The organism is Tamlana crocina, assembly GCF_012037625.1.
This window is the reverse complement of the sequence record NZ_JAAVJS010000001.1, coordinates 15,482-41,224: the sequence shown is the minus strand read 5'-3', so window position 1 is coordinate 41,224 and position 25,743 is coordinate 15,482. Positions and strand designations below refer to the sequence as shown.

The 25,743-nt window shown below is 38.7% G+C and carries 18 protein-coding genes; 10 read left to right on the top strand and 8 right to left on the bottom strand.

Annotated features, from left to right (window positions below; genetic code table 11):
- Window positions 1-21: 21 nt before the first annotated feature.
- Together HC176_RS00180 and HC176_RS00175 are read right to left on the bottom strand one after the other, a co-directional pair.
- A complete protein-coding gene (locus HC176_RS00180) occupies window positions 22-1,413 on the bottom strand; it encodes an OmpA family protein (protein ID WP_167916162.1) in 1,392 nt (463 codons plus the stop codon).
- 226 nt (window positions 1,414-1,639) lie between these two features.
- Complete coding sequence (locus HC176_RS00175; protein ID WP_167916161.1) at window positions 1,640-4,777, bottom strand: UvrD-helicase domain-containing protein; 3,138 nt, start codon at window positions 4,775-4,777, stop codon at window positions 1,640-1,642.
- Between the two features lie 135 nt (window positions 4,778-4,912).
- On the opposite strand from HC176_RS00175, the gene HC176_RS00170 reads away from it, so the two are divergent.
- Window positions 4,913-5,521, top strand: a complete 609-nt coding sequence (locus HC176_RS00170) for a superoxide dismutase (RefSeq protein ID WP_167916160.1) — start codon at window positions 4,913-4,915, stop codon at window positions 5,519-5,521.
- A gap of 537 nt (window positions 5,522-6,058) precedes the next feature.
- On the opposite strand, the gene HC176_RS00165 is transcribed toward HC176_RS00170, so the two are convergent.
- The 4 genes from HC176_RS00165 to purN all read right to left on the bottom strand — a co-directional run bounded on the left by HC176_RS00165 (window position 6,059) and on the right by purN (window position 10,534).
- Entirely contained in the window at window positions 6,059-7,957 is a 1,899-nt protein-coding gene (locus HC176_RS00165; protein WP_167916159.1) for an amidophosphoribosyltransferase, read from the bottom strand.
- A 122-nt stretch (window positions 7,958-8,079) separates the two neighbouring features.
- On the bottom strand, window positions 8,080-9,006 hold the full coding sequence (locus HC176_RS00160) for a PfkB family carbohydrate kinase (protein ID WP_167916158.1): 927 nt from the start codon (window positions 9,004-9,006) through the stop codon (window positions 8,080-8,082).
- Between the two features lie 202 nt (window positions 9,007-9,208).
- On the bottom strand, window positions 9,209-9,850 hold the full coding sequence (locus HC176_RS00155; protein ID WP_167916157.1) for a ribonuclease H1 domain-containing protein: 642 nt from the start codon (window positions 9,848-9,850) through the stop codon (window positions 9,209-9,211).
- Window positions 9,851-9,949: 99 nt separating this feature from the next.
- A complete protein-coding gene (gene purN, locus HC176_RS00150; RefSeq protein WP_167916156.1) occupies window positions 9,950-10,534 on the bottom strand; it encodes a phosphoribosylglycinamide formyltransferase in 585 nt (194 codons plus the stop codon).
- Window positions 10,535-10,719: 185 nt separating this feature from the next.
- On the opposite strand from purN, the gene HC176_RS00145 reads away from it, so the two are divergent.
- From HC176_RS00145 to pyk, 5 genes are all read left to right on the top strand, one after another.
- Window positions 10,720-10,953, top strand: coding sequence for an acyl carrier protein (locus tag HC176_RS00145; protein ID WP_008269813.1), 234 nt, complete (start codon window positions 10,720-10,722; stop codon window positions 10,951-10,953).
- 12 nt (window positions 10,954-10,965) lie between these two features.
- Window positions 10,966-12,216: a beta-ketoacyl-ACP synthase II gene (gene fabF, locus HC176_RS00140; RefSeq protein ID WP_167916155.1), complete on the top strand. Its 1,251-nt coding sequence runs from the start codon at window positions 10,966-10,968 to the stop codon at window positions 12,214-12,216.
- A gap of 7 nt (window positions 12,217-12,223) precedes the next feature.
- Entirely contained in the window at window positions 12,224-12,964 is a 741-nt protein-coding gene (rnc, locus tag HC176_RS00135; protein ID WP_167916154.1) for a ribonuclease III, read from the top strand.
- A gap of 122 nt (window positions 12,965-13,086) precedes the next feature.
- A complete protein-coding gene (locus tag HC176_RS00130; protein ID WP_167916153.1) occupies window positions 13,087-13,572 on the top strand; it encodes an IPExxxVDY family protein in 486 nt (161 codons plus the stop codon).
- On the top strand, window positions 13,572-15,017 hold the full coding sequence (gene pyk / locus HC176_RS00125) for a pyruvate kinase (RefSeq protein ID WP_167916152.1): 1,446 nt from the start codon (window positions 13,572-13,574) through the stop codon (window positions 15,015-15,017). The genes HC176_RS00130 and pyk overlap by 1 nt, the downstream gene beginning before the upstream one ends.
- A 125-nt stretch (window positions 15,018-15,142) precedes the next feature.
- On the opposite strand, the gene HC176_RS00120 is transcribed toward pyk, so the two are convergent.
- Window positions 15,143-16,126, bottom strand: coding sequence for a helix-turn-helix domain-containing protein (locus HC176_RS00120; protein ID WP_167916151.1), 984 nt, complete (start codon window positions 16,124-16,126; stop codon window positions 15,143-15,145).
- A gap of 104 nt (window positions 16,127-16,230) precedes the next feature.
- On the opposite strand from HC176_RS00120, the gene HC176_RS00115 reads away from it, so the two are divergent.
- The 4 genes from HC176_RS00115 to HC176_RS00100 all read left to right on the top strand — a co-directional run bounded on the left by HC176_RS00115 (window position 16,231) and on the right by HC176_RS00100 (window position 24,958).
- Window positions 16,231-18,663 (top strand): TonB-dependent receptor, encoded by a 2,433-nt coding sequence (locus HC176_RS00115; protein WP_342448653.1) that lies wholly within the window; start codon window positions 16,231-16,233, stop codon window positions 18,661-18,663.
- Window positions 18,664-18,674: 11 nt separating this feature from the next.
- Entirely contained in the window at window positions 18,675-20,033 is a 1,359-nt protein-coding gene (locus HC176_RS00110) for a hypothetical protein (RefSeq protein WP_167916150.1), read from the top strand.
- A 153-nt stretch (window positions 20,034-20,186) separates the two neighbouring features.
- Complete coding sequence (mfd, locus tag HC176_RS00105) at window positions 20,187-23,546, top strand: transcription-repair coupling factor (RefSeq protein WP_167916149.1); 3,360 nt, start codon at window positions 20,187-20,189, stop codon at window positions 23,544-23,546.
- A gap of 83 nt (window positions 23,547-23,629) precedes the next feature.
- Window positions 23,630-24,958, top strand: coding sequence for a TlpA family protein disulfide reductase (locus tag HC176_RS00100; protein WP_167916148.1), 1,329 nt, complete (start codon window positions 23,630-23,632; stop codon window positions 24,956-24,958).
- Window positions 24,959-24,995: 37 nt separating this feature from the next.
- Here HC176_RS00100 and HC176_RS00095 read toward each other — a convergent pair whose 3' ends face one another.
- Window positions 24,996-25,685 carry a TVP38/TMEM64 family protein gene (locus HC176_RS00095; RefSeq protein WP_167916147.1) on the bottom strand — a complete coding sequence of 230 codons (690 nt, stop codon included), beginning with the start codon at window positions 25,683-25,685 and terminating at the stop codon, window positions 24,996-24,998.
- Window positions 25,686-25,743: the final 58 nt, after the last annotated feature.

The window sequence follows — 25,743 nt, the reverse complement described above, 5'->3', positions numbered from 1 at the left end:
GAAAATTATCTGGGCTGTAAATTATTTAGCCAAGTTAATTTCTACACGTCTGTTGTTAGCTCTACCAGCTCTAGTTTTGTTAGAATCGATTGGTTTAGATTCTCCGTAACCAAGAGCAGAAAGTCTGAAGGCGTCGATACCATTCTCAACTAAGTACTCTTTTACAGCGTTAGCTCTAGCGTCAGATAATCTTTGGTTCAAGCTTTCGCTGCCAACGCTATCAGTGTGACCTTCAACTGTAAACTTAGAGTTAGGATACTCGTTTAAGATTTTTATGATGTCTGATAAAACTTCAGCAGACTGAGATTTGATAGTTGATTTTCCAGTATCGAACAAGATGGTTTTAGCATACTCGTTAAGTTGCTTTTGAACTTCAGCAGTTACTTCAGGACAACCAGCGTTTGCAACAGTACCTTTAATTTCTGGGCACTTATCATCTTTGTCTAATACGCCGTCACCATCAGTATCTGGCCATGGGCAACCGTTGTTTGCAGAAGGACCAGCTTGGTTAGGACATTTGTCGTCAGCGTCAGTTACACCGTCACCGTCAGCATCTGGACAACCAGCTAAAGCAGCTATACCAGCTACAGTTGGGCAGTTATCTTTGTTATCGGCAACACCGTCACCATCTTGGTCTGGGCAACCGTTAAGCTCAGCTAAACCAGCTTCGTTAGGACAATCGTCTTTGCTATCTTCAATACCGTCACCGTCAGTATCAGGACAACCGTTGAAAGCTTCTAAACCAGCAACGTCTGGACAAGCATCATCTTTGTCGTAGATACCGTCACCATCTGTGTCTGTTCCTCCAAATTTAATAGAGATACCAGCACTGTGTTGGAAATGAGTTTGTAAGTAGTCTTCAAAAGCGTGCTTATAAGCAGTTTGAAGTGTTAAACCAATGTTGTCGTTAAACCAAACGTTTACACCTAAAGTTCCGTTTACGGTACCAGCACCAATTTCATCAACCCAAGTGTAACCACCACCTACACCAACGAATGGGTCGATAGTTGTTCCTTGTAAAAAGTTGTACTTAATAGTACCGTCTACACCATAGTAAGACCAGTCGTCAACTTTGTTTACTTCTTCTGGGAAAGTGTTAGCTTTGTCTCCCCAGTTTTCAATTTTATTTAAAGAACCAGTAATACCAAAAGAAAATCCACTGCTTAAGTATTTCGAAACCGAAATAGTTGATAGTGAAGGTAAGATGTTCCAGTGGTCGCTGGCGTTAAAAAATTCATCACCGAACCCGCTACCAAGGTAAGCATTGCCTTGTACGCCGTCACCAGAAGGGAAAGCATCAACAGCATTTACTCCAATGTTGATTTGCCACGGATTGTTTTCGTCTTGCGCATTAGCGTTGCTATAACCAAGTACAAGCAACATAGCGAACAGTAATCTGCTAAGATTTTTCATATTCAAAAGTTTAATTTTTAAGTGTTAATTGTGAACAAAAGTAAGTTGTTAAATGTTATTAACAAAGACAAATATAAAAAAAAATAGTACAAATGTACCATTCGTCGATAGTTCAGATTCAATTTAGATTATTTTCAGAGTATAACTTGCTTTAGCCAAGGTTATGGCGCATTTGCCCGAATACAATTCTGTGAAACAGGCCATAATATCAGCTATTTTGACAGATTTAAACCTGTTTTATTTTAATGTCGTCATTTATATAGACCAAGATTCTCTTTTTGATGACAATGCCCATTTCTTCCAAAACGTCTTGGTAAAGTTGTAGCTGTTGTATGTGTTTTTTATCCTCGACTCCCGTTTTGTAATCAATAATAACGGCTTCGTTTTTTTTGTTTACAGCGACTTTATCTGGCCTAAGAATAACACCCTGTTTAGTAATAATGTCCCGCTCGTTATAAATGGTGGAGGTTTTGGCAAAATAGTCGCTGAGTATGGGATGGTTGATAATTTGAACAACGGTTTCTTTCAGCGCTGAAGCTTGTAAATCATCAATAATGGAAGCGCCTAAAAAATCATCAATTACAAAATCAATATCGGATTTGGTTTTAATTTGGGCCATAATATCGTGAATCAAATTCCCCCTTTCAATAGCTTCCTTTTGTGCAGTATCCCATAAAAAGCTCGATTTGATCACTACTTTTATATGGTGTTGCTCTTTTGCCGTTGAAATGAATTCGTCCTGCAATTGGGTGTTGGTTTGTTTTTCTTCGGAAGTTGTTGAGGCCTTTTTTGAGCTTCCAAAACTATATATCAATTTTGAATCTTCCCACAGACACAAATGCTGAAGGTAGCTAATTAATAATCCTGAATATTTTTTGGTGTTAGCTTCGCCTTTTGTTGAAATATCTTTTGCAGAAACAATGTAAAGTTGCTCTGCAGCACGGGTTAAAGCTACGTAGAGTAGATTGATGTTATCCAACTCCAGTTCTGCTTGGTGCTTGTCGTAAATCTGTTGACCTTCATCACCAAAATATTCAAAATCCTTGTTGTAATTAAGCAGCGTATGCGTAAAACCCTGATATTGCTCTTTGTTGATGGCAAACCATTCTTTAGGCTCTTTTTCGCGGTAAATGTCCAAATCCGCATAAGGAAAAATAACTACTGGAAATTCCAAACCTTTCGATTTGTGAATAGTCATAATCTGTACCGCGTTTTGTCCCAAAGGAGAAACGATGCTCAGGTTGTCTTTTTTCTTATCGAAATACTCTAAAAATCCAGAAATGTCAGAACCTTTTTTCTGCGTAAAATCCAAAACAACATCCAAATAGAATTGAATATAGGCATTGCTGTTTTGCACCAAATTAAATTGACGAACAATGGTTTCGGCCAAATCGAAAAGAGGTAGTTGCAATAGGCCTTCGGCTTTTATAAACACATCAAAGGGTTCCAGTTTTTTCATTAGTTCTGAAACGGATAAGTTTATATTTTCTTCAAAAAAGTTGTGCTGGTCTTCAACGTTAAAATGTTTGGCCAAAAATTGAAGCACCTTAATTTTTATCTCTTTGTTTTTGGGCTGTAGCAATAAGCCTAAAAAATGGTTGATAAACTGTACTTCGGGAGCGTTGTTCAAAAGGAGGGTCTCCGAGGATATAATGGGGATGTTGTTTTGGCTTAAATAATTGGCCACCGCCACGCCGTCTTTTTTCTTTCGTACTAACACACAAATATCTGCTAGGTTATAACCATTGTTTAGGCAGGTGTTTATTTTTTCTAGTACTTTTTCGGTGTATTCAGCGTCTCTGTCGTCATCTTTGGCGAGATCCAAAAACTCTAATTCTACATAACCATCGTTGGTTTTGGTGATGTCTTGTTGGGCGAGATTGTACAGCTGACTATACATGTCATTATTAAAAACTTGATGCGCCAAAAAACTGAAAAGGCCGTTGTTAAAACTCACCACCTCTTTAAAGCTTCTAAAGTTGGCCGGGAGGTTTCTTACCGATTTTTCAACGTAAAACGGGTTCTCGTCGTTAAATAGGTCAATAAATTGCTCGGCCTTACCGCCACGCCACCGGTAAATGGCTTGTTTGGCATCGCCAACCAACATGGTGCTGCCGTTTTCGGCCGATAGGGAGTTGCCAAGCAGTGGTACCAAATTTTGCCATTGTACCACCGAGGTGTCCTGGAATTCGTCTATAAAATAGTGCTTAAATTTTTCTCCAATGCGCTCGTATATAAAAGGAGTAGGTTGTGCCTTAATTTCGTTATTAATAATGCTGTTGAATTCTGAAATAAGCATTTTATTTTGCTCTTCCTTTAAGGCGATAAGCTCTTGGTTTATGGCGTTCAGCACGGAAATTGGAGTGATGTTTTTGTAAAAAGCTCGTAAAAATTTTAGTTTAAACACGCGCTTTTTTACCGTTTTAAACGCAACTTCAATTTCTGGTAAAATAGAATCGATGGTTTGGGCTGTTTGTGGGTTTAGGGTTTTGTTGTAAATGCTCTTCCCTTCGGCTATGTTTTCTTCTAGCTTGTTGTCGTATAGCCTGTTGAAGTCTAACTTGGCCGCTTTTATAAAATGATTGGGTAAGGTGCCACGTGAGAAGTCTTTAAAATCTACGCCAGCGTTTTCAATAGTGGTTAACACATTTTGAGCCGCTTCGGTAATCGCATTTTCGGCCTGTTTTATATCGCTCTTTAATTGCTTTTTTAACGCATTGAAATCTGCTAGGGTCTTGTCCTTTAAAGTTTCTAAAAACGGAATGTCGTTTTCATTCACCAAAAGTTTAGCTATTTTATTAAAATCAATGGTAACGTCCCAACTTTTGTCGTCATCGGCCTTTTCAATGGCAAAATCTACCAGAATTTGGGTCAAGACGTCGTTTGTGCCGGCCTTGGCAATAAGGCTATCTACTGCTTCATTCAAAAGTGCCTCTTGATCCAGTTCCACTTCAAAATTCAACGGTAATTTGAGGTCGTGGGCAAAAGTGCGGATAATTTTATGGGTAAACCCATCGATGGTCGAAATATCGAACGCGGCATAATTGTGCAAAATGGTATTGAGGAGTTTGCCTGATTTTTCGTGAAGTGATTCAGGAGCTATTTCCAATTCTTCGCAAATGGATTGGAACATAGTGTGGTTTGCCGTTAGTATGTTTTCATCGGAAAAAATTTTAAGCGTATCAACAATACGTTCTTTCATTTTGGCGACCGCTTTATTGGTAAAGGTTATAGCCAAAATGCGCCTGAATTCAAACGGGCTATTTGAGCTAAATAAAATCTTTAAATATTCTTTTACAAGGGTATAGGTTTTGCCACTTCCGGCAGAGGCATTATATATGGTAAACGGCGATTTTTTAGGCATTTTGTTTTATTTGTTTACAAGATAAAAACAAACAATCATTCTATAGCAATTTATTATTTTTAATATTTTTTATTGCCCCGTATAATGCCTAAATTTGAAAGAAATTAAATATTAACACTAAAAAACAATAAAATTATGGCTTTCGAATTACCGAAATTAGGATACGATTATGATGCTTTAGAACCGCACATTGATGCCCGTACTATGGAGATACACCATAGCAAGCACCACCAAGGGTACACCAACAACTTGAACGCGGCTATTGAAGGTACCGATTTGGAAGGAAAATCTATTGAAGATATCTTAACAAATCTTGATATGGACAATGCTGCTGTAAGAAATAATGGTGGCGGATTTTATAACCACTCTTTATTTTGGGATGTAATAAACCCAGAGGGAAGAGGGTATCTTTCTGGAGAATTAAAAGACGCGATTGAAGCGGCTTACGGTTCTAAGGAAGCGTTTATTGAAGCCTTTAGTAAAGCGGCCGCCACTCGTTTCGGGTCTGGTTGGGCTTGGCTTTGCGTACACAAAGGAGGAAAAGTTGAAGTATGTTCATCTCCTAACCAAGATAACCCATTAATGCCAGGCGTTGGTTGTGGTGGAACTCCAATTTTAGGATTGGATGTTTGGGAACATGCTTATTACCTAAACTACCAAAACCGTCGTCCAGATTACATTAAAGCATTCTTTAACGTAATTAACTGGAATGAAGTTGAAAGAAGATACGCTGAATCTAAATAATTAGCTTAAAAGTTTTCTTCGGAAAATAATTTAAGGACGGTTTGGCTTATCGAGCCGTATAAAAAATAAAAATCGCTTGAAGGAATTCAAGCGATTTTTTTATGCTTTAATCCGAAGGGATATAATATATAAAATGAAAAAGGTGAACAAGAAATGTTCACCTTTTTGCCCCAAATCTACCATAAACTTAACCTACTTATGTTATGGTGGCTCAAAGATATTGCTATAAAAGAGGCTGCCGAAATATTTTAGTTAAACGACATATATATTGGCTTAAACGGGATAAAACTATTAATTGGGGTGAAATGATTTTATGTGGAAAACATCTGGCCGGGAAAGTAAAGCGCATAAAAAAAGGCGAACAGATGTTCACCTTTTTTTGCCCCAAATCTACCATGAACTTAACCTACTTATGTTATGGTGAGACCAATTTATGCGTATTTTAGATAATCTGAATATTTTTTAGATGAAATGCATTTTTTTAAGTCAAAATGCATTATTTGCGGATTACCAGTGCTTAAATTGTTAATGTCGTAATTAATAGGCACGTTCTTTATTGCCTTCGTAAAAGTTTATAAAAGCTCGGTTTACTACCCGGTTTCCTCCAACAGTTGGGTAATCACCAGTAAAATACCAGTCGCCCAAATGCTCGGGGCAGGCTTTATGTAGGTTTTCAACCGATTGGAAAATGATTTTCACCTCTGCATTAATAGAAGTGTCGCTTAGTAATTCCGAAATTTTGTCTGAAATCTGTTCATCTGTAAACGGGTCGTAAATTTCCTTTACAAAGTTTTGTACATGCTTGTCGTCCAAATCTGTTTGCTCGATACATTTATGGTACACGTCTTTTACAACATCATATTTTCCAGCTTCTTTTAGCAGTTCCAACGCAGCTCTAAATGCAATTAAATCTTCTAAACGAGCCATATCGATACCGTAACAATCGGGGTAACGAATTTGAGGAGCCGAAGACACCACAATAATCTTTTTAGGATTAAGGCGGTCTAGCATTTTCAGGATGCTCTTTTTAAGTGTTGTACCGCGAACAATACTGTCGTCTATAATTACAAGGTTGTCGTTGGGCTTAATTACACCATAGGTAATGTCGTAAACGTGGGCCACTAAGTCGTCTCGACTACTATCTTCAGTGATAAAGGTACGCAGTTTAACATCTTTTATGGCTATTTTTTCAATCCTGGTACGCTCAGAAAGTATTTCTGTAACTTTTTCTGAAGACAATGAGCGCTGGCCGTTTAAAATTTTGGCTGTTTTGGTTTTATTGATAAAAGCCTCAGCAGTTTCAATCATGCCGAAAAACGAGGTTTCCGCCGTATTGGGAATGTATGAGAACACCGTATTTTTGGTGTCGTAATTAATGGTCTCAAGTACTTTTGGCATGACTAATTTACCAAGCATTTTTCGTTCATGATAAATTTCGGCATCACTTCCTCTTGAAAAATAGATGCGCTCAAACGAACACGATTTTTTCTCTAATGGCTGTAAAATTTGCTTCAGCCTAACTTCGCCCGATTTTTTAGTGATAATGGCTTGCCCCGGTTCCAGTTCTTTTATATCCTCAAACTTAACATTGAAAACAGTTTGGATTACCGGACGTTCAGATGCGATTACGACCACTTCGTCGTCCTTATAATAATAAGCTGGACGAATTCCAGCAGGATCGCGTAAAACAAACGAATCGCCATGCCCAATAAGTCCTGCCATAGCATAACCACCATCCCAGTTTTTAGCAGCGCGTTTAAGTATTTTTGCTACTTTTAATCGTTCTGCAATGAGTGGCGAGGCTTGGCGCTTATTATAGCCTTCTTTTTTTAAGTCTTTATAAATTTTGCTAACAGCATCATCTAAAAAGTGACCAATTTTTTCCATAATAGTAATGGTGTCGGTATATTCTTTCGGGTGCTGTCCTAATTCAATAAGGTTAGAGAAAAGCTCTTTAACATTGGTCATGTTAAAGTTTCCGGCCATAATTAGGTTTCGGTGCATCCAGTTGTTTTGTCTTAAAAACGGATGAACACTTTCCACGCTATTTTTACCGAAAGTACCGTAGCGTACATGTCCGAGTAACACTTCGCCTATGTAGGGGATGTTTTTCTTTTGGGCGGCGACATCATCTTTATATTCGGGGTGGTTTTCAAACTCCTTATTGATGCGGTCGTTAATTTGTGCAAAAATGTCTTGAATAGGTTGTTGGGCTATTGACCGTACTCGGCTTATGTAGCGCTCGCCCGGTTTAGTGTCCAGTTTTATGCTGGCAAAACCGGCACCGTCTTGTCCACGATTGTGCTGTTTCTCCATCATGAGGTACATTTTGTTTACCCCATAAAAGGCACTGCCGTATTTTTCTTTGTAATATTCCAAAGGCTTTAAAAGCCTTATCATGGCAATTCCACATTCGTGTTTTATAGCATCACTCATAAAAAAATGTTTTCGCTTTTCTTTAATTATATTTCCCTTAGTCGGATTTTTAATAAATTGATTTCAAGGGAATTATTTTTTTATTTTAAACTAAAACGCACCCGATTTAAGGGCGCGTGGTTTTATGTTAACTCTATATCAAATTGTGTTAGCTGTTTAAACTGTAACAAACGTTTATGCACTTCGGAGTTTGTTAAATTTTGCATGCGTTCGGTGCCAAATTTTTCTACACAGAACGAAGCCAGTGTCGAGCCATAAATAACGGCATTTTTCATGTTTTCAAATGAAAAATCGTTGGTTTTGACTAGATAGCCCGTAAAGCCTCCTGCAAAGGTGTCGCCAGCTCCGGTGGGGTCGAACACTTCCTCTAATGGTAGAGCTGGTGCATAGAACACATGGTCGTCATGAAACAACAGTGCACCGTGTTCTCCTTTTTTTATAACCACGTATTTTGGCCCCATGGCATGAATTTTTCTTGCCGCCACAACTAGGGAGTATTCGCCGGTTAATTGTCGGGCTTCCTCGTCGTTTATCGTGATAACGTCAACACGCTTTATAACGTTTTTTAAATCCTCTAAAGCGCAATCCATCCAAAAGTTCATGGTGTCTAAAACCACGAGTTTTGGTGTTTTTTCCATTTGATCCAGAACACTAGACTGTACCAGAGGGTGTAGGTTGCCCAGCATGACTACTTCGGCATCTCGATAATCTTCTGGAACAACGGGGTTGAAATCGGCAAGGGTGTTAAGCTCGGTAACCAAAGTGTCGCGCGAGTTCATGTCATTATGGTAGCGCCCGCTCCAAAAAAAAGTTTTGCCTTCTTTTACAATTTCAATACCAGAGATGTCGATGTTTTTTTCGGAAAGTAGGTCTAAATATTCCTGTGGAAAATCGCCTCCAACCACTGAAACGGCTGCGACGTCAACATTAAAATGTGAAGCGGCCAAACCTATAAAGGTTGCGGCTCCACCAAGAATTTTGTCGGTTTTACCGAACGGGGTTTCAATAGCATCAAAAGCTACGGTGCCCACTATTACTAATTTACCCATGAAAGGAGTTGAAATTTTTTTGCAAATATAAGCCTTTTGAAGACTAAATTGGCTATTTATTGGTGGCATTAACTTTTAATGTTAATTTTTTTTCAGAAAAAATGTGACTAATTGAAAAATGAAGTGTCTTAACGTTAAATGCTATTATCAATTCTAAAATTGGGGGTGCCATTATGGTAATCCCTAATTTTTTTTGAAAGCATTATTTTCTTCCAAAATCGGCTGGTATTTCCCCCCAGGCCTTGGTTTCCCATTTCACAATTACGGTGCTGTAACTGTTGTTTTTTAGCCAATCGACCGCTCTGTCTACGAGTTCAAAAAGGACTTTGTTTTTGGCGTTTCGCTCCAATTTGGTATTGCAGGTTTTCTTTTTAACCCAACTTATGGCGGTTCGCGAATCGGTGTAAATAATACGGTTACTGTTGTTTTTTTTCAATAGTGCCAAACCGTGTACAATAGCCAAAAACTCACCGATGTTATTGGTGCCTTCTTCAAAAGGGCCTTGAATGAACAGTTGTTTTTGGGTTTTGGTGTCCACGCCGCGGTATTCCATTTTGCCGGGGTTTCCGCTGGAGGCGGCATCAACCGAAATGGAGTTGTAGTTGGGTTGGCCTATTTTTTTAAGTTGTTCGGCAGAAAGTTCGCTTTTAAAGCTTTTGTTTTTTCCAACGTAATCAAAGTAATTGCCTTTTAAAGCGGCTTTTGCGGCATCGAAAGTGGGGAAGGATTTGTACTGTGCCCCATCGAAATTGGTGATTTGGGCTTTGCAATCGTTCCAATTATCAAAAACGCCCGTTTTATGGCCTTTCCAAACGGTATAGTATTTTTTCTTTTTTTTGCTCATTTTCTTATTTCCCCAAAAAGCGGAAATCTCATGAATTAAATCTTTTCGTGTTATGTAGGTGAGGCGCTTCGACAGTGCTCAGCGTGACATGCCAGTTAATTATTTAGAATTTGGAATTTGTTTATTGAGTATTTCATCAACCACCTTCGGGAAATGCTCCATTTCCAATTTATGGATTTTGGCTGCCACGTCATCAGCCGTATCGGCGGGAGTTACCTCGCATTTCGCCTGAAAAATAATGGCGCCTTCGTCGTAATTTTCGTTTACATAGTGTATGGTAATGCCCGTTTCGGTTTCTTTGTTTTCAACCACCGCCTTGTGCACGTGCATGCCGTACATCCCTTTTCCGCCAAATTTGGGCAATAGCGCCGGGTGTACATTAATCACTTTATTGGGAAATTCGTTTAGAATGAATTCAGGGAATTTCCATAAAAAGCCAGCCAGAACAATTAAGTCGGGTTTCGAGGCTCTTAAAATATTAAGCACATCATCGGTTTTTGAAAGTTCTACTCTATTGAACGACAATGCGCTAACATTTAGTTTTTTTGCCCGATCTAAAACTTTGGCATGCGGATTGTTGGTAAGTATCTGAATAACAGACGCATTATCGCTGTTTTGAAAAAACTTAATTAAATTTTCAGCATTAGTACCACTTCCGGACGCAAAAATTACAATACGTTTCATTTACAGACTATAGTGTTATTGATTATTCGAACAAAAAAAAGAATAATTATTAACAATTAGAAGGTATTATATAAATACTTACAAGTAATTTTAGTAAATTACGAACACATTTTTCGAGTAAAAGTGTGTTTTAAAATAAAGTTTTTTATTTTTGCCAACTAATTAAAACTTAAAATTAAAAGATTATGTCAGACATTGCATCAAGAGTAAAAGCGATTATCGTAGACAAATTAGGAGTTGATGAAAACGAAGTAGTAACTGAAGCTAGCTTCACTAACGATTTAGGAGCAGACTCTTTGGATACTGTAGAATTAATCATGGAGTTCGAAAAAGAATTCGATATCCAAATTCCTGACGACCAAGCAGAGAACATCGCAACAGTTGGTCAAGCTATATCTTATATAGAAGAAGCAAAATAAGCAAAATACTTTATGGAATTAAAGCGAGTTGTAGTCACAGGATTAGGGGCTTTAACACCTATTGGCAATACCAAAGACGAATATTGGGATGGCTTGGTTAGTGGAAAAAGCGGTGCTGCGCCTATAACATACTATGACACCGAAAAGTTTAAAACCAAGTTCGCTTGCGAGCTGAAAAACTTTAACGTTACCGATTTTATCGATAGAAAAGAGGCCCGTAAAATGGACAAGTTTGCCCAGTACGCTATGGTAGCTGCAGATGAAGCCATTGCCGATGCCAAACTTAACCTCGATGAAGTTAACAAGTTACGTGTTGGTGTTATATGGGGTGCTGGTATTGGAGGATTGGAAACGTTTCAAAACGAAGTCATGAACTTTTCGGAAGGGGACGGAACTCCAAGATTCAACCCTTTCTTTATTCCTAAAATGATTGCTGATATTGCACCGGGCAACATCTCTATAAAGCATGGCTTTATGGGGCCAAACTATACAACGGTTTCGGCTTGTGCCTCTTCTGCAAACGCTATGTTCGATGCGCTAAACTCTATTCGTTTAGGGCACACCGATGTAGTGGTTACAGGTGGAAGTGAAGCAGCGGTTACCATTGCTGGTATGGGCGGTTTTAACGCTATGCATGCCTTATCTACAAGAAACGAGAGTCCGGAAACGGCATCCCGACCATTCGACGCTACCAGAGATGGTTTTGTTCTAGGTGAAGGTGCAGGGGCTTTGGTTTTAGAAGAATACGAGCATGCTAAGGCTAGAGGGGCAAAAATATATGCCGAGTTTATTGGAGGAGGTTTGTCTTCTGATGCTCACCATATGACGGCGCCTCACCCAGATGGTATTGGTGTAATGGCAGTAATGAAAAATTGCTTGGAGAATGCAGGCTTAAACCCAGAAGATGTAGACCATATTAATACCCATGGAACATCGACACCTTTAGGTGATGTAGCCGAGCTAAAAGCAATTACAGAAGTATTTGGCAGTCACGCAAAAAATATAAATATCAATTCAACAAAATCAATGACGGGGCACTTACTTGGTGCGGCCGGAGCTATTGAGGCAATCTCGGCTATTTTAGCTATGGAAAACGGCATTGTGCCACCTACCATTAACCACGAAGTAGTTGATGAGAACATTGATCCAGAATTAAATTTAACCTTAAACAAGGCACAAAAGCGCGACATAAAAGTAGCAATGAGCAACACATTTGGATTTGGCGGACATAACGCTTGTGTGTTGTTTAAGAAATTAGACTAAATCCCGAATGAAAAACATTCGTAACATATTAAATTCCCGTTTTAAACGCAACGGGAATTTTTTTATGGAATTAACTAAAATTCTGGGGTTTAAGCCAAAAGAGATTAAATACTACAGAAAAGCTTTTACCCATCGTTCTATGAATATTAAGGACGATAGTGGAAACCCTTTCAATTACGAGCGTTTAGAGTTTTTAGGTGATTCCATGCTCAGTTCGGTTATTGCATCCCACCTTTACGTTGAAGCTCCTAGTGGGGACGAAGGCTACTTAACCAAAATGCGCTCTAAAATTGTGAGTAGGGAGCATTTAAATGAACTCGGTAAAGAGTTGAATCTTATCGATTTAGTAAAGAGTAAAATCCCGTCAGGGCAGTTTGGTGATAATATTCACGGCAATTTATTTGAAGCATTGGTTGGTGCCATTTTTTTAGACCGTGGTTACAAATACTGCGAAAAGTTTATTTACAAACGGGTTATTATTCCGCATGTAGATATCGAAAAACTGGAGGGCAAGGTCATTAGTTATAAAAGCCTTCTTATTGAATGGTGCCAAAAAGAAAAGAAAACATTTGGCTACAACGTTTATGAAGATACCGGAAATGATGATGTTAGGCATTTCTCCGTAAAGCTTTCTATAGACAATAAAGTTGTGGCAAAAGCGAGGGCAACATCAAAGAAAAAGGCCGAAGAAAAAGCCTCGAAACGTGCCTTTTTTGCCTTTCAAAGTAAAATATCTAAAATCATTTAGGGCTTTTAGAATTAAAACGTTTTTACTACAACGTTTTAGTCGTTTTTATTCTTAAGAATAGTGTTAACTTAACACGATACAACTTTTTAAATATTATATTTACGAAATTTTTATCATGAGTTATGGCTGTTCACAAACTTATTCTTGACGATACTTTTGATGATTCGGTTTATACTTTAACAGCGATACATTGTGGGCTTGAAGATTTTCGTTTGGCCTATCTTCTAAATAAACATTTAGGGATATGCTTATGCCGGAAAGCTTCAGATCTCGATGCCAAAAACGGACAAGCATCTTACTCCATATTTGAATGGGAGGATGAAAAACAACTCATAACATGGAGTTTGGTGTCCAATATCTGTAAAACTGAAGAAATTCAGGAATCAGATTATAAGTCGTTATTCGACAACCAAGAAAAGATAACTAAAACATTTCACTTATTGCCAGAATTTAAAACTGTAAATTATTTTCTGAAAATAGAAGGCGAACTTTCAATAAAGAAAGAGCGGTCTATTACAGAGGCTATTTTAAACATACCACAGCTAGCCACGGCTTACAGTATTGATTCGGGGCAATTAAAATCTAAGGACAATTTAATTTTTAACTAATGTCAGCAGCACAAAAGAAAACCAAAATAGTGGCTACCCTAGGCCCTGCTACAAGTACGAAAGAAGTTTTAAAGGGCATGCTTGAAGAAGGCGTAAACGTATTTAGAATTAACTTTTCGCACGCCAATTACGATGATGTAAAAGAACGTATCGATATGATACGCGAGCTTAATAAAGAACATGGATTTACCGCAGCCATATTGGCCGATTTACAAGGTCCGAAACTACGTGTTGGCGTAATGAAGGAAGAAGTGGTGGTAAGCCCTGGTGACGAAATTATTTTTGCCACCGGAGAGCGCTTTGAAGGCACCAAAGAACGCGTTTACATGACCTACGACAGTTTTCCGCAAGATGCCAAACCAGGCGAGCGCATCCTTTTGGATGATGGAAAACTTATTTTCGAAGTGGTTTCAACCGATAAAAAATCTGAAGTAGTTGCTAGAGTAATTCAAGGTGGGCCATTAAAATCTAAAAAAGGGGTAAACCTGCCCAATACCAATATTTCGCAACCGGCATTGACCGAAAAGGATATTGAAGATGCCATTTTCGCCATAAAGCAAGATGTAGATTGGATAGCGCTTTCGTTTGTGCGCCATGCTGAAGATTTAATGCAATTACGCGATTTAATCAACCAGCACAGCGATTATAAAATCCCGATTGTAGCCAAGATTGAAAAGCCGGAAGCGGTAGAAAATATCGATAAAATTGTAGCGCACTGCGATGGTTTAATGGTGGCGCGTGGCGATTTAGGTGTTGAAGTGCCCGCACAGGAAGTACCGCTTATCCAAAAGCAATTGGTACTTCGTGCCAAAAAAGCTAGAATTCCGGTAATTATTGCTACGCAAATGATGGAAACCATGATTTCCAGTTTAACACCTACTCGTGCCGAGGTGAACGACGTGGCCAACTCGGTAATGGACGGTGCCGATGCCGTTATGCTTTCTGGTGAAACTTCGGTTGGTAAATATCCGGTGCAGGTTATCAAACAAATGGCCGATATTTTAAGAAGCGTTGAAAATTCAGAATTGATCAAGGTGCCGCAGTTGCCACCGCACATCCGTACTAATCGTTACATTACTAAATCGATTTGTTATCACGCGGCAAATATGGCCAACGAAATAAATGCCAAAGCCATTTCTACCCTTACCAATAGTGGGTACACGGCATTCCAGATTTCGGCTTGGAGACCGTCGTGCCATATTTTAGTATTCACATCGAACGAGCGTATTTTAACACGATTGAGTTTATTGTGGGGCGTTCGTGCGTTTTATTACGATAAGTTTGTAAGTACCGATGAAACCATTGAAGACGTTAACGCTATTGCTTGTAAGCAAGGTTATTTAGACGTGGGCGATATGGTAATTAGCTTGGCGGCCATGCCTATCCAAGCGAAAGGTATGGTAAATACGCTACGAGTTACCGAGATTGAAACGTGTAACGTGTAGTTAATTATCTCAAACTGAAGTCCAAAAGACTTTTTAAATAAACCAAAAAGCAGGTGCAATGTATAATGTACCTGCTTTTTGTGTTGAGCATAACTTTTCAAGAAATTAAAAAGGTTGTACCCGAATTATTTAATCAGTTCGCTGGGTAGATATCCCATTTTCTTTTTAAATGCTACCGTAAAGTGTTGCGGGTTTTTGTATCCTACCTTGTAGGATGCTTGGGCAATCGTGTAATTGTACTCTTCAATGAGTTGTTTTGCTTTTTCAATTCTTAGAGCGGTAATGTATTTAAACACTGGCATTCCATAAACCTGTTTGAAAACTTTTTTGAATTTTGATGTGTTAAAACCAGCTTTTAAGGACAGTTTTTCTATGGTCAATTCTTCTTTTAAATGGTTTTGAATATAATTTTCAATATTGGTTAAAGCCTCTATTTCTTCATTTCTCAATTTGTTTGAATCCTTTTTTGAAGGTGTTGACATTAAGGCTGTCAATACCAATTCGGTTAATTTGGATTCTAAGTACGATTGCCTGGTCATTCCATCGAAGGAACAATTTAGAAATTCATTAACAATATTTCTCAGTTTTGCGTTAAGAATTAATCCATCGTCAAAAAGAGCAGACAGATTGTTTTCTTTTTTAGCTTTTTGATATTTTTTTAAACTTCGAATAAAACAAAACCCCATTTTACTCAGTAAATAGGACTCGGTGAAATAAATATTTAAAAAATGTTTTTTATCGCTGTGATAATTATATGTGTATGTTGAAGCGGGAATGAAAAATAAATTATAGGCGTTTTTATTCAGAATAAATTTTTTATCAGGACTATGGTTTGAAAAAAAAGATAACCCGCCCTCCATTGAAAACTGGAGTAAAAATACGGGATGGTTATGGGACACCTTTAAAGTGTAACATTCTGTGTTGGTATTTTTGTAATCTTGGCAAAGTACGAAGGCATTATTCAAATGAATTTCTTTTACCGTACCCGTTACGCCTTCTTTAAACTCAGAATACTCCGCCTCTATCAACGAAGAAGTTTCAAAATCTTTTTCAAAATTCTTGACCAATTCCTCACCGTTACACTCTGAGCTTTCAAATCGAATTTCCATTACTTCCTTTTACGTTATAAAAATATCTTTTTGCGTTAATAAGAATCAGTCTAAACAAAATACTTTTGCCAAAAGTAGAGTTTATTTTTATTAAATCTAAATAAGTGAAGATAAAATTATTGTTGATATCATTCGTAGTCACACTGTCGGCATACGCGCAAAATTCTATTTCCGGAAAGGTTGTAGATAGTTCGGGGCATCCACTATTTGGGGCTACTGTGGGCATTGCTAGTGTTTCTCTGGCAACGATAACAAACGAAGATGGTGCGTATACGCTTAAAAATATCCCTGAAGGAAAAAATGTGGTTGAAACCTCTTATTTAGGGTTCGAGTCTAAATCTGCCGAAGTTGTTTTTAGCCGTAAAACCACAAACAAAAACCTTACTATAGACTTTTCATTATCCGAAAAACTAGAGTCTTTACAGCAGGTTAATATTCAAGGGAAAACCGAAAAAGCCAAAATAGAAACTGAAGGTTTTGCGGTAAACGTTGTAGAAACGAAGGAAGCCAGCCTCAGAAATATTCAAACCAACGAACTTTTAAACACCACTGTTGGCGTAAAACTGCGCCAAAATGGAGGTTTGGGCTCTAATGTTCAATATATGTTGAATGGTTTGTCGGGCAGTTCCGTACGTATTTTTATTGATGGTATTCCTATTTCTATTTATGGTTCTTCATTTAGTTTGAACAGTATTCCGCCGTCCATGATTAAACGGATTGAGGTGTACAAAGGGGTTGTGCCCGGGCATTTGGCCGACGATGCTCTTGGAGGTGCTATCAACGTTATATTGCACGACGGTACCAAAAGTAACTTTAACGCCTCTACTTCCTATGGCTCTTTTAATACGTTTCAGGCTAGTGTAAATGGGTTATACCGTTTCGAAAAATCAGGTTTTACCGTTAAAGCGTCGGGTTTCCATAATTATTCCGATAACGATTATAAGGTTTGGGGCGGTCAAGTAAAGCACATTGAAATAGATGGAAGCCAGACCCCCATTACCGCCAGAAGGTTTCATGATGCCTACCAATCTACAGGCGGGATGGCACAAATTGGTTTTACCGATGTAACATGGGCCGACCAATTTTTAGTGGGTGTAACCGGTTCCGACGATTTTAAAGAAGTTCAGCACGGTGCTTTTATGACCATAAGTCCGTATAAAGGCCGGTTTTTGGAATCTGATGCCCTGCTGGCCAATTTAACCTATTTAAAGAAAGACCTTTTTGTAAAAGGCTTGGACGTTAATTTTAACGGCCTAATTGGCGAAAGAAACAGAATTGTAAACGATACCGTTGATCAAGCCTATACTTGGAAAGGTGTAAAACTTCAACGCCCAGATTTCAATAACCCAGGTGAAGTCATTGACCATAAATATCCGTGGGGATCTCAACAGGAAGGTGGGCCAACCTTATTACACATCAACAGGAAAGTGGCCTCAATGCGAACCGGGGTGTCTTATAAAATCAACAGCAGCCATAAAATTTTACTAAACCACGTTTACAGCGGACTGGACAGAGAGGATACGGATGAAATGGTGTCGTTGTTAGAAAACACTTTTCAACAAACCAGCGATTTATATAAAAACGTGTATTCGCTAAGTTACGAGCTGAATGCTTTTGACGAACGACTGAATCTAAACTTATTTGGAAAACACTACCGCCAAAAAGTATTAAATACAAAACCGGTTTACAATGATGACCAATCGGAGGTAATCGACGAGGTTTATAAAAGCGATAAAGATTATAATGGTTATGGTTTGGCGGCATCTTACGCCATTTTCCCAAAGGCTATTGTACTAACCTCGGCAGAGCGGGCCATTCGTTTACCCAGCGAAAGAGAAGTTTTTGGTGATGCTGGAGAAAACCTAATCGCCAACCTCAACGTTAGGCCCGAAATTAGCGATAATTACAATTTAGGGTTTCGCTTCGGAAAGTTCTATTTGCAAAATCATGGTTTTTCGGTTTCTACCAACCTGTTTTCTCGAAATATTCAGGATTTAATTGGCTTGCCTGCAAATGCCGACGATTCATGGGAAAACGACGAGCTGGTGCAATATGCCAATTTTGATGAAGGCACTACTTCAAAAGGTATTGAATTACAACTTGATTATTCCTACGACAATAACTTTGGGCTTAATTTTAATTTTTCACGCCTAAAATTAAAAACCAGAAACAGAAGAGGGCAAGTCGTCGATGTGCCCAACACCCCCTTGTTTACAATCAACGGTGCATTGCGTTATTCCATCAAAAACTTTATTCAAAAAAGTGCACGCCTAAACCTCTTCTATAACGCCTATTTCACCGATGAGTTTTCGTATAAAACGGCGCAAGGCACCAACGTAAGTGGTTTGGATGCGTTTTTGGTTCCTACCCAGTTTATACAAGATTTAGGTTGCAGCTATTCGTTTCCTAACGAAAAAATTGTAGTGAGCTTTGACGCCAAAAATATTTTTAACCAAGCGGCATACGACAACCGTTCGGTGCAAAAGCCTGGAAGGGCATTTTATTTAAAACTGAATTATTTTATTAACAAATTCTAAAAACAATCAATATGAAAAATCGATTTTTTAATCTAATCACTTTATCATTCGCGCTAAGTGCTTTGGTGCTTACGGTAAGTTGTAGTGACGATAACGCAACACCATCTGAAGAAGAAGAACAGGAAGTTGACCGATGGATTACCATAGCCGCTGCCAGAATGGGCGAAAACCCTGGTGATGGTAACGGAGGTACCTTAATTTACTCGCTTAGTAGTGAAGATGCCAAAGACCCAACGGTTTCTATCGAGCCTTTTGATAATGGGTTTATAGTGCCATCAAACAGAACGGCGAGATTACAAGCTTCTGAAGACGGAAAAACCATTTTTAACATTAGCTATGCTGGAGATACCGGTGGAAATTATTCAAAATATACGGTAAATGGTGGTCAAAATTTTGTTCAAACAGGTTCAGAAATTAGCATCGCTCCTTACGTTGGAACGGCCCCAAGATGGATCAAATTATTTGACGGCGACAAAACAGGAGCTGCAGTATATGTGAATACAGAACACCAAATTGATGATAACGGTACTCCTGATGACGCAACAGACGATACTTATTTGCGTACCGAAGCCACTATGGGCATTGTAACCTTAGATTTGGTAAACTCTTCAATTAAAAACTTCCAGGAGCACAGTGTGGCTTTAACAGCTGAAGAAGAGGCTAATGGCTACTACATTTCTAGAATAGATATGCCTACCTTAAATGCAGCTGGCGACAAATTGTATATTGGCGCGCGTTTAAGCAAAGTAGACCCTACAACTGTGGAAAGAGATAGTGATTACGAAATTTTAGGTTCTAAAACCATTGTTTTGGATTATCCCTCTTTATTGAACCCACAAATTATTTCTTCTGAAGTTGGCCACGGAAACACTAACGGATACCGCAGTATTAATGCTTTTGAATACAACGGAAGTGTTTACCAAGCAAACCAAGGTGACCCTAGTGGGTCTCATATTTTAAAAATAGGTACCAATAATCAGTACGACGATTCTTATGTGTTTAATCTAGATGAAGAATTAGGGGTAACAGGTGCTTATGTATTGGCTTGGAGACCTGCTGCCAACGGAAAAGCTGTATTGGCCTACCGTCACGATGGTTCGGCTGAAGGCGTAGCTGGGCAACAAGGCTTCTTTGCTTTGGTGGATTTAGAAGCAAAAACTGCTACAAAAATCGAGGATATTCCTTATGAGCCAGATTTCTACCTGTTCCAATACCAAAGTTATGCGGTTGATGGTAGCGAAATTTACCTAACCCAAGCTCCTGTTGGAAAAAACGGAAACATTTATGTTGTAGATACAGAAACTGGTGCAGTAACAAAAGGAGCTGAACTGGTAAACGTTGAGGGAAGCCACTTTATCGGAGCCTGGTAAACAGGAATTTCCAATAAAATATGCTAAAAAGGAGGCGGGTTTTTAAAAACTAGTCTCCTTTTTTATTTGTAGATCTTATAAACTACAGATTTATAAAAAGGTTTTAATAAAAAGCATAGCAAATATTATATTTGCATCACAAAACAAAATTAGGTGAGTCAATCTACCCTCTCGCAAACCTATGCACAGCTTTTGCAAACGCAAAAATTGCAGGACACTATTGCCCAAACCGGATCAAAAAATCATTTAAAAGGACTTGTAGGTTCTTCATTGTCATTTGTAATCTCCAGTGTTTTTAAGGAAACGCAAAAACCGTTTTTGTTGGTTTTTAACGATAAAGAGGAAGCGGCACACTACCTAAACGACTTGGAGCAACTTTGTAGCGAAAAAGACGTGCTATTTTATCCGGGAAGTTACCGCAGGCCTTACGATATTGAAGAAACCGACAACGCCAATGTGCTATTGCGTGCCGAGGTGTTGAACCGTATCAATTCGCAAAAGAAGCCGGCCATAATCGTAACCTATCCCGATGCGCTTTTCGAGCAGGTGGTTACCCGAAAGGAGTTAGAACGAAACACTTTAAAAGTGTCAGTAGGCGATAAGGTTTCCATCGATTTTGTGAACGAAGTCCTGTTTGAGTATAAATTCAAACGGGTGGATTTTGTTACCGAACCGGGGGAGTTTTCGGTGCGTGGAGGCATTGTGGATGTGTTTTCGTTTTCGCACGACCAGCCTTACCGAATTGAGTTTTTCGGTGATGAGGTGGATAGCATCCGTACTTTCGATGTGGAAAACCAACTCTCTATCGAACAGATTAAAAAAATCAACATCATTCCCAATGTGGCCAATAAGTTGGTGGAAGAAAAACGCCAGAGTTTTTTAAAATACATTGCCCAAAAAACGGTAATAGGAATAAAAAATGCCGATTTACTGTTTTCAAGAGTTGATGATTTTTATACTAAAGCGGAGGAAGCTTTTAAGTCGCTTTCATCTGAAATAAAACATGCCGAGCCCAGCGAATTGTTTTGCGATTCCACTTTGTTGAAAAAGCAGTTATTGGATTTTACCATGGTTGAGTTTGGTGCCTCGGCTGTCATGTCGAGCAGAGTCGAGACATCCCATAATCAAATTGTAGAATTTAACACCACCCCACAACCCGCCTTCAATAAACAATTCAATCTATTGATTGAAGATTTAAACAAAAACCACAACAAGGGTTATACCAATTATATTGCCTGTGTAAGTGAGCAGCAAGCCAAGCGTTTCCACGATATTTTCGACGATTCAAACTTAGAGGTAAGTCCGTACAACACGGTTATTTTGTCGCTCCACCAAGGGTTTATAGACCACGATGCGAAAATAGTCTGCTATACCGATCATCAAATTTTTGAACGTTACCACAAATTCCACCTTAAAAATGGTTATGCTAAAAAGCAAGCCATCACTTTAAAGGAACTTACCAATTTGGATATTGGCGATTACGTAACCCACATCGACCACGGAATCGGACGTTTCGGTGGGCTCCAAAAAATTGATGTGGAAGGCAAAAAGCAGGAAGCTATAAAATTGGTGTATGGCGAACGCGATGTGTTGTATTTGAGTATTCATTCATTACATAAAATCACCAAGTTTAACGGCAAGGATGGCAAACCGCCCAAAGTGTACAAACTGGGTAGTAAAGCCTGGAAAACTTTAAAGCAAAAAACAAAGGCCCGTGTAAAACACGTGGCCTTCAACTTGATAAAACTTTACGCCAAACGCAAAACCGAAAAAGGCTATCAATACAACCCCGATAGCTATATGCAACACGAGTTGGAAGCTTCTTTTATTTACGAAGACACGCCCGACCAAAGTACCGCAACGGCCGATATTAAAGCCGATATGGAAAGCGAGCGCCCTATGGACCGACTGGTTTGTGGCGATGTGGGGTTTGGAAAAACCGAAGTGGCCATTCGTGGTGCTTTTAAAGCCGTTGATAACGGAAAACAAGTAGCTGTTTTGGTGCCTACTACCATTTTGGCTTATCAGCATTACCGAACCTTTCGCGAGCGTTTAAAGGATTTCCCGGTAACGGTCGATTATCTCAACCGATTCAGGACCGCCAAAGAAAAACGCGAAACTCTAGAAGCGTTGGGTGAAGGCAAGGTGGATATCATAATCGGTACGCATCAACTGGTCAATAAAAATGTAAAGTTTAAGGATTTAGGTTTGTTGATTGTTGATGAGGAGCAAAAATTTGGCGTGGCCGTAAAGGAAAAACTGAAAACGTTAAAGGACAATGTGGATGTACTCACCTTAACGGCAACGCCCATTCCGCGAACCTTACAATTCAGTTTAATGGCTGCCCGCGATTTGTCGGTTATCACTACCCCGCCGCCTAACCGTTACCCTATTGAGAGTCATGTTATCCGTTTTAGCGAGGAAACGATTCGTGATGCGGTGAGCTACGAAATTGAACGCGGCGGACAAGTCTTTTTCATCCACAACCGTATTGAGAATATCAAGGAAATTGCCGGGATGATACAGCGATTAGTGCCCGATGCCAAAATAGGTATTGGTCATGGCCAAATGGAGGGAAAAAAACTGGAGCAGCTCATGTTGCAATTCATGGATGGTGCTTTCGATGTGTTGGTAAGCACCACTATTATTGAAAGCGGATTAGACGTGCCCAACGCCAACACCATTTTTATAAACAATGCCAATAATTTCGGTTTGAGTGATCTGCATCAAATGCGTGGCCGTGTAGGCCGAAGCAACAAAAAAGCTTTCTGCTATTTTATAACCCCCGAGTATTCTGCCATGACCGATGATGCCCGAAAACGAATCACGGCACTCGAGCAGTTTACCGAATTAGGAAGCGGTTTCAATATCGCGATGAAGGATTTGGAAATTCGTGGAGCCGGTGATTTATTGGGTGGCGAACAAAGTGGTTTTATTAATGAAATTGGGTTCGATACCTATCAAAAAATATTGAATGAAGCTATTGAAGAACTCAAAGAAAATGAGTTCAAAGAGTTGTACAACGAATCGGAAGATGATAAAGTTTATGTGAAGGATGTTACTATCGATACCGATTTCGAATTGCTGTTCCCAGACGATTATATCAATAACATTGCAGAACGATTGAATCTTTACACCCAACTCAATAATTTGAACAAAGAAGAGGAACTGAAAACCTTCGAAAAGGATTTAGTAGACCGATTTGGGGAGTTGCCAAAACAAGTAACTGATTTGCTTGATAGTGTCCAAATTAAATGGTTGGCTACAAAAATAGGTTTTGAAAAAGTAGTTATGAAAAAAGGCAAATTGATTGGGTATTTTATAAACGATCAGCAAAGTCGTTTTTATCAAAGCAAAAATTTCACCAAGGTATTGCAATTTGTGCAAACAAACCCTGGCGTTTGTAAAATGAAAGAAAAACAAACCCGAAACGGCCTGCGCTTATTGCTTACTTTTGATAATATAAAAACTGTAAAACAAGCTTTAAATGCGCTTAAGCCCATTATGGCTTGATTATTGACGTAAAATTTATATCAGACTGAACGCGGTTTCAGCATCTCAAAATTTAAAAACTTAATCAAAACAATTTAAAAAAATTGAAACGATTACTACTATTAGCCCTCATATTTCCCCATGTTATTCTGGCGCAACATGCTATAAAAGGTGTGTTTTCTCCTCCCGAAGATTATAACGTGGCATTGTTGTACAAAGTGACGCCAACCATTTCAGAATACGTGGGCAACTCCGAGATAAATAGCAAAGATGGGCATTTCGAAATTAAATTAGATTCCACAGCGGCTAAAGGGGTGTACCGTTTGGTATATGCCATTCCGCAAGAGGATTACAATTTCGATATTATTTACAATGGAAAGGAAAGTGTCGAGTTGGTTTTTAATTCCGAAACGGGCGTAAAATTCATCAAATCGGTTGAAAATAAACTGTTGGAATCTTACACTAGCAGCATGTCTAAAATCACCCAAAGCATTGGGAATTACTACCGAAAAAAAAGTAAAGACACCCTAGCTTTAAAAGCTATTTTTAAAACGCAACGGGAAGCACAGCTAAACTTCGAAAAGGCGGCCAAAGGTATGATTGCCCTCGAATTTATTAAGGCCAACAAGCCGTTTATCCCCAATAAAGCTTTGGATGTTGAAACCTATGTTAAAAAGCTGGAAGCGCATTACTTTGACCATGTTGATTTTACAAACAAGACATTACAAAGCTCCAATTTGTTGCAGGAAAAAATGCTGAATTTTGTTTTTGGAAAATCCTCAGAAACCAAAGACGACACCGAAACATACATTAGTAATATTGACGTGTTTTGTGGAAAAATGAAAGCGGCTCCTGCCAAAGTAAAACGTATTTTATTGGTGGATTTGTGGCAACAAATGGCCGATTTAGGTCACGAGGCCGTGGCAAACCACATAGCCGAAAATTACCTAATGGATATTGCTGTGGCGCTAAACGATCAAGAGTTGTTGCATACGCTCATCCTCTATAAAGACCTATCGGTTGGGAGCACAGCGCCAGATTTTAATCTGAAAATAAAGGAAAATGGGCAGCTGGTAAGTAAAAAGCTAAGTGCTTTGAATGTGGCAAAACAATACATAATTGTATTTTGGAGCAGTACTTGTTCGCATTGCTTGGAGGAAATTCCGCAGTTGTATGAGTTCGTAAAACTCCAAAAACCGGGAAATCTAAAAGTGGTTGCTGTAGCTTTAGAAGACGAACCTGCCCAATGGAAAAAGCTTATTGCCAAGTTTCCCAATTTTATACATGTTTACGGCGAAGGAAAATGGGATAACCCCATTGGTGATAGCTATGGCGTTACTGCTACCCCGTCTTACTTTGTGTTAAACAAAAACAAAGAAATTATAGCCAAACCACAGGATTTGGAGGGTTTAAAGATGTTATTAGAACATTAGTTGTTGCTAGAATATTTTTTAAACTATTTATGAATAGCTATTGTTTTTTCTTTTTATCCCAAAAGATGTAGATTCCTAATAGAAGCAAACAAATTAGTGATCCCCATAAAAGCCCAGATTTTAAACTTTGCGTGTTTCTACCAATAACGGCTATAAAAATGGTTAAGGGTAAAATTCCGCCAAGGGTGGCGCCTATAAATTTCCAATAGTTCATTTTAAGCAAGCCACCTATGAAACTAACCGCATCGTTCGATAAAAACGGATTAAGCCTCGTAATAAATACAGCCCAAACCCCGTAATTATCTATAAACGATTTTATTTTGTTTTCCGTTTTTCTGCCTAGAAACTTTAAAATAAAATTTTCTCCAAGATATTTTCCAATAATGTAGCCTATTGTTGAAGCCGTAAAAACTGACGCTAAAACAATAGAACTGCCCCAAAATGGGCCATAGGCTAAAATGGATACTACCATAAGCAGTACTGAAGGTATTACCAGTAAAAACATCTGAAGAATCATGGCTGCAATCAATACAATTGGACCTAACCATCCGAAGTTTTTTATCCAATTTTTTATTCTGGTTTCATCATCGCTTGTTAAAACATCCCAACTTTCGTTTAAAAAAATTTCTACATCCGGAACTAAAAAATAACTCGCTAAAATACATCCTAAAATACATAGAGAAACATATAAAGTTAAATTGCTTTTCTGAGGAGGGTTTTTTTTCATCTGAGGCAATCAAAATTTTAAATAGGTCATTTTACAAGAAGTACTTGTCCTAGTTTAT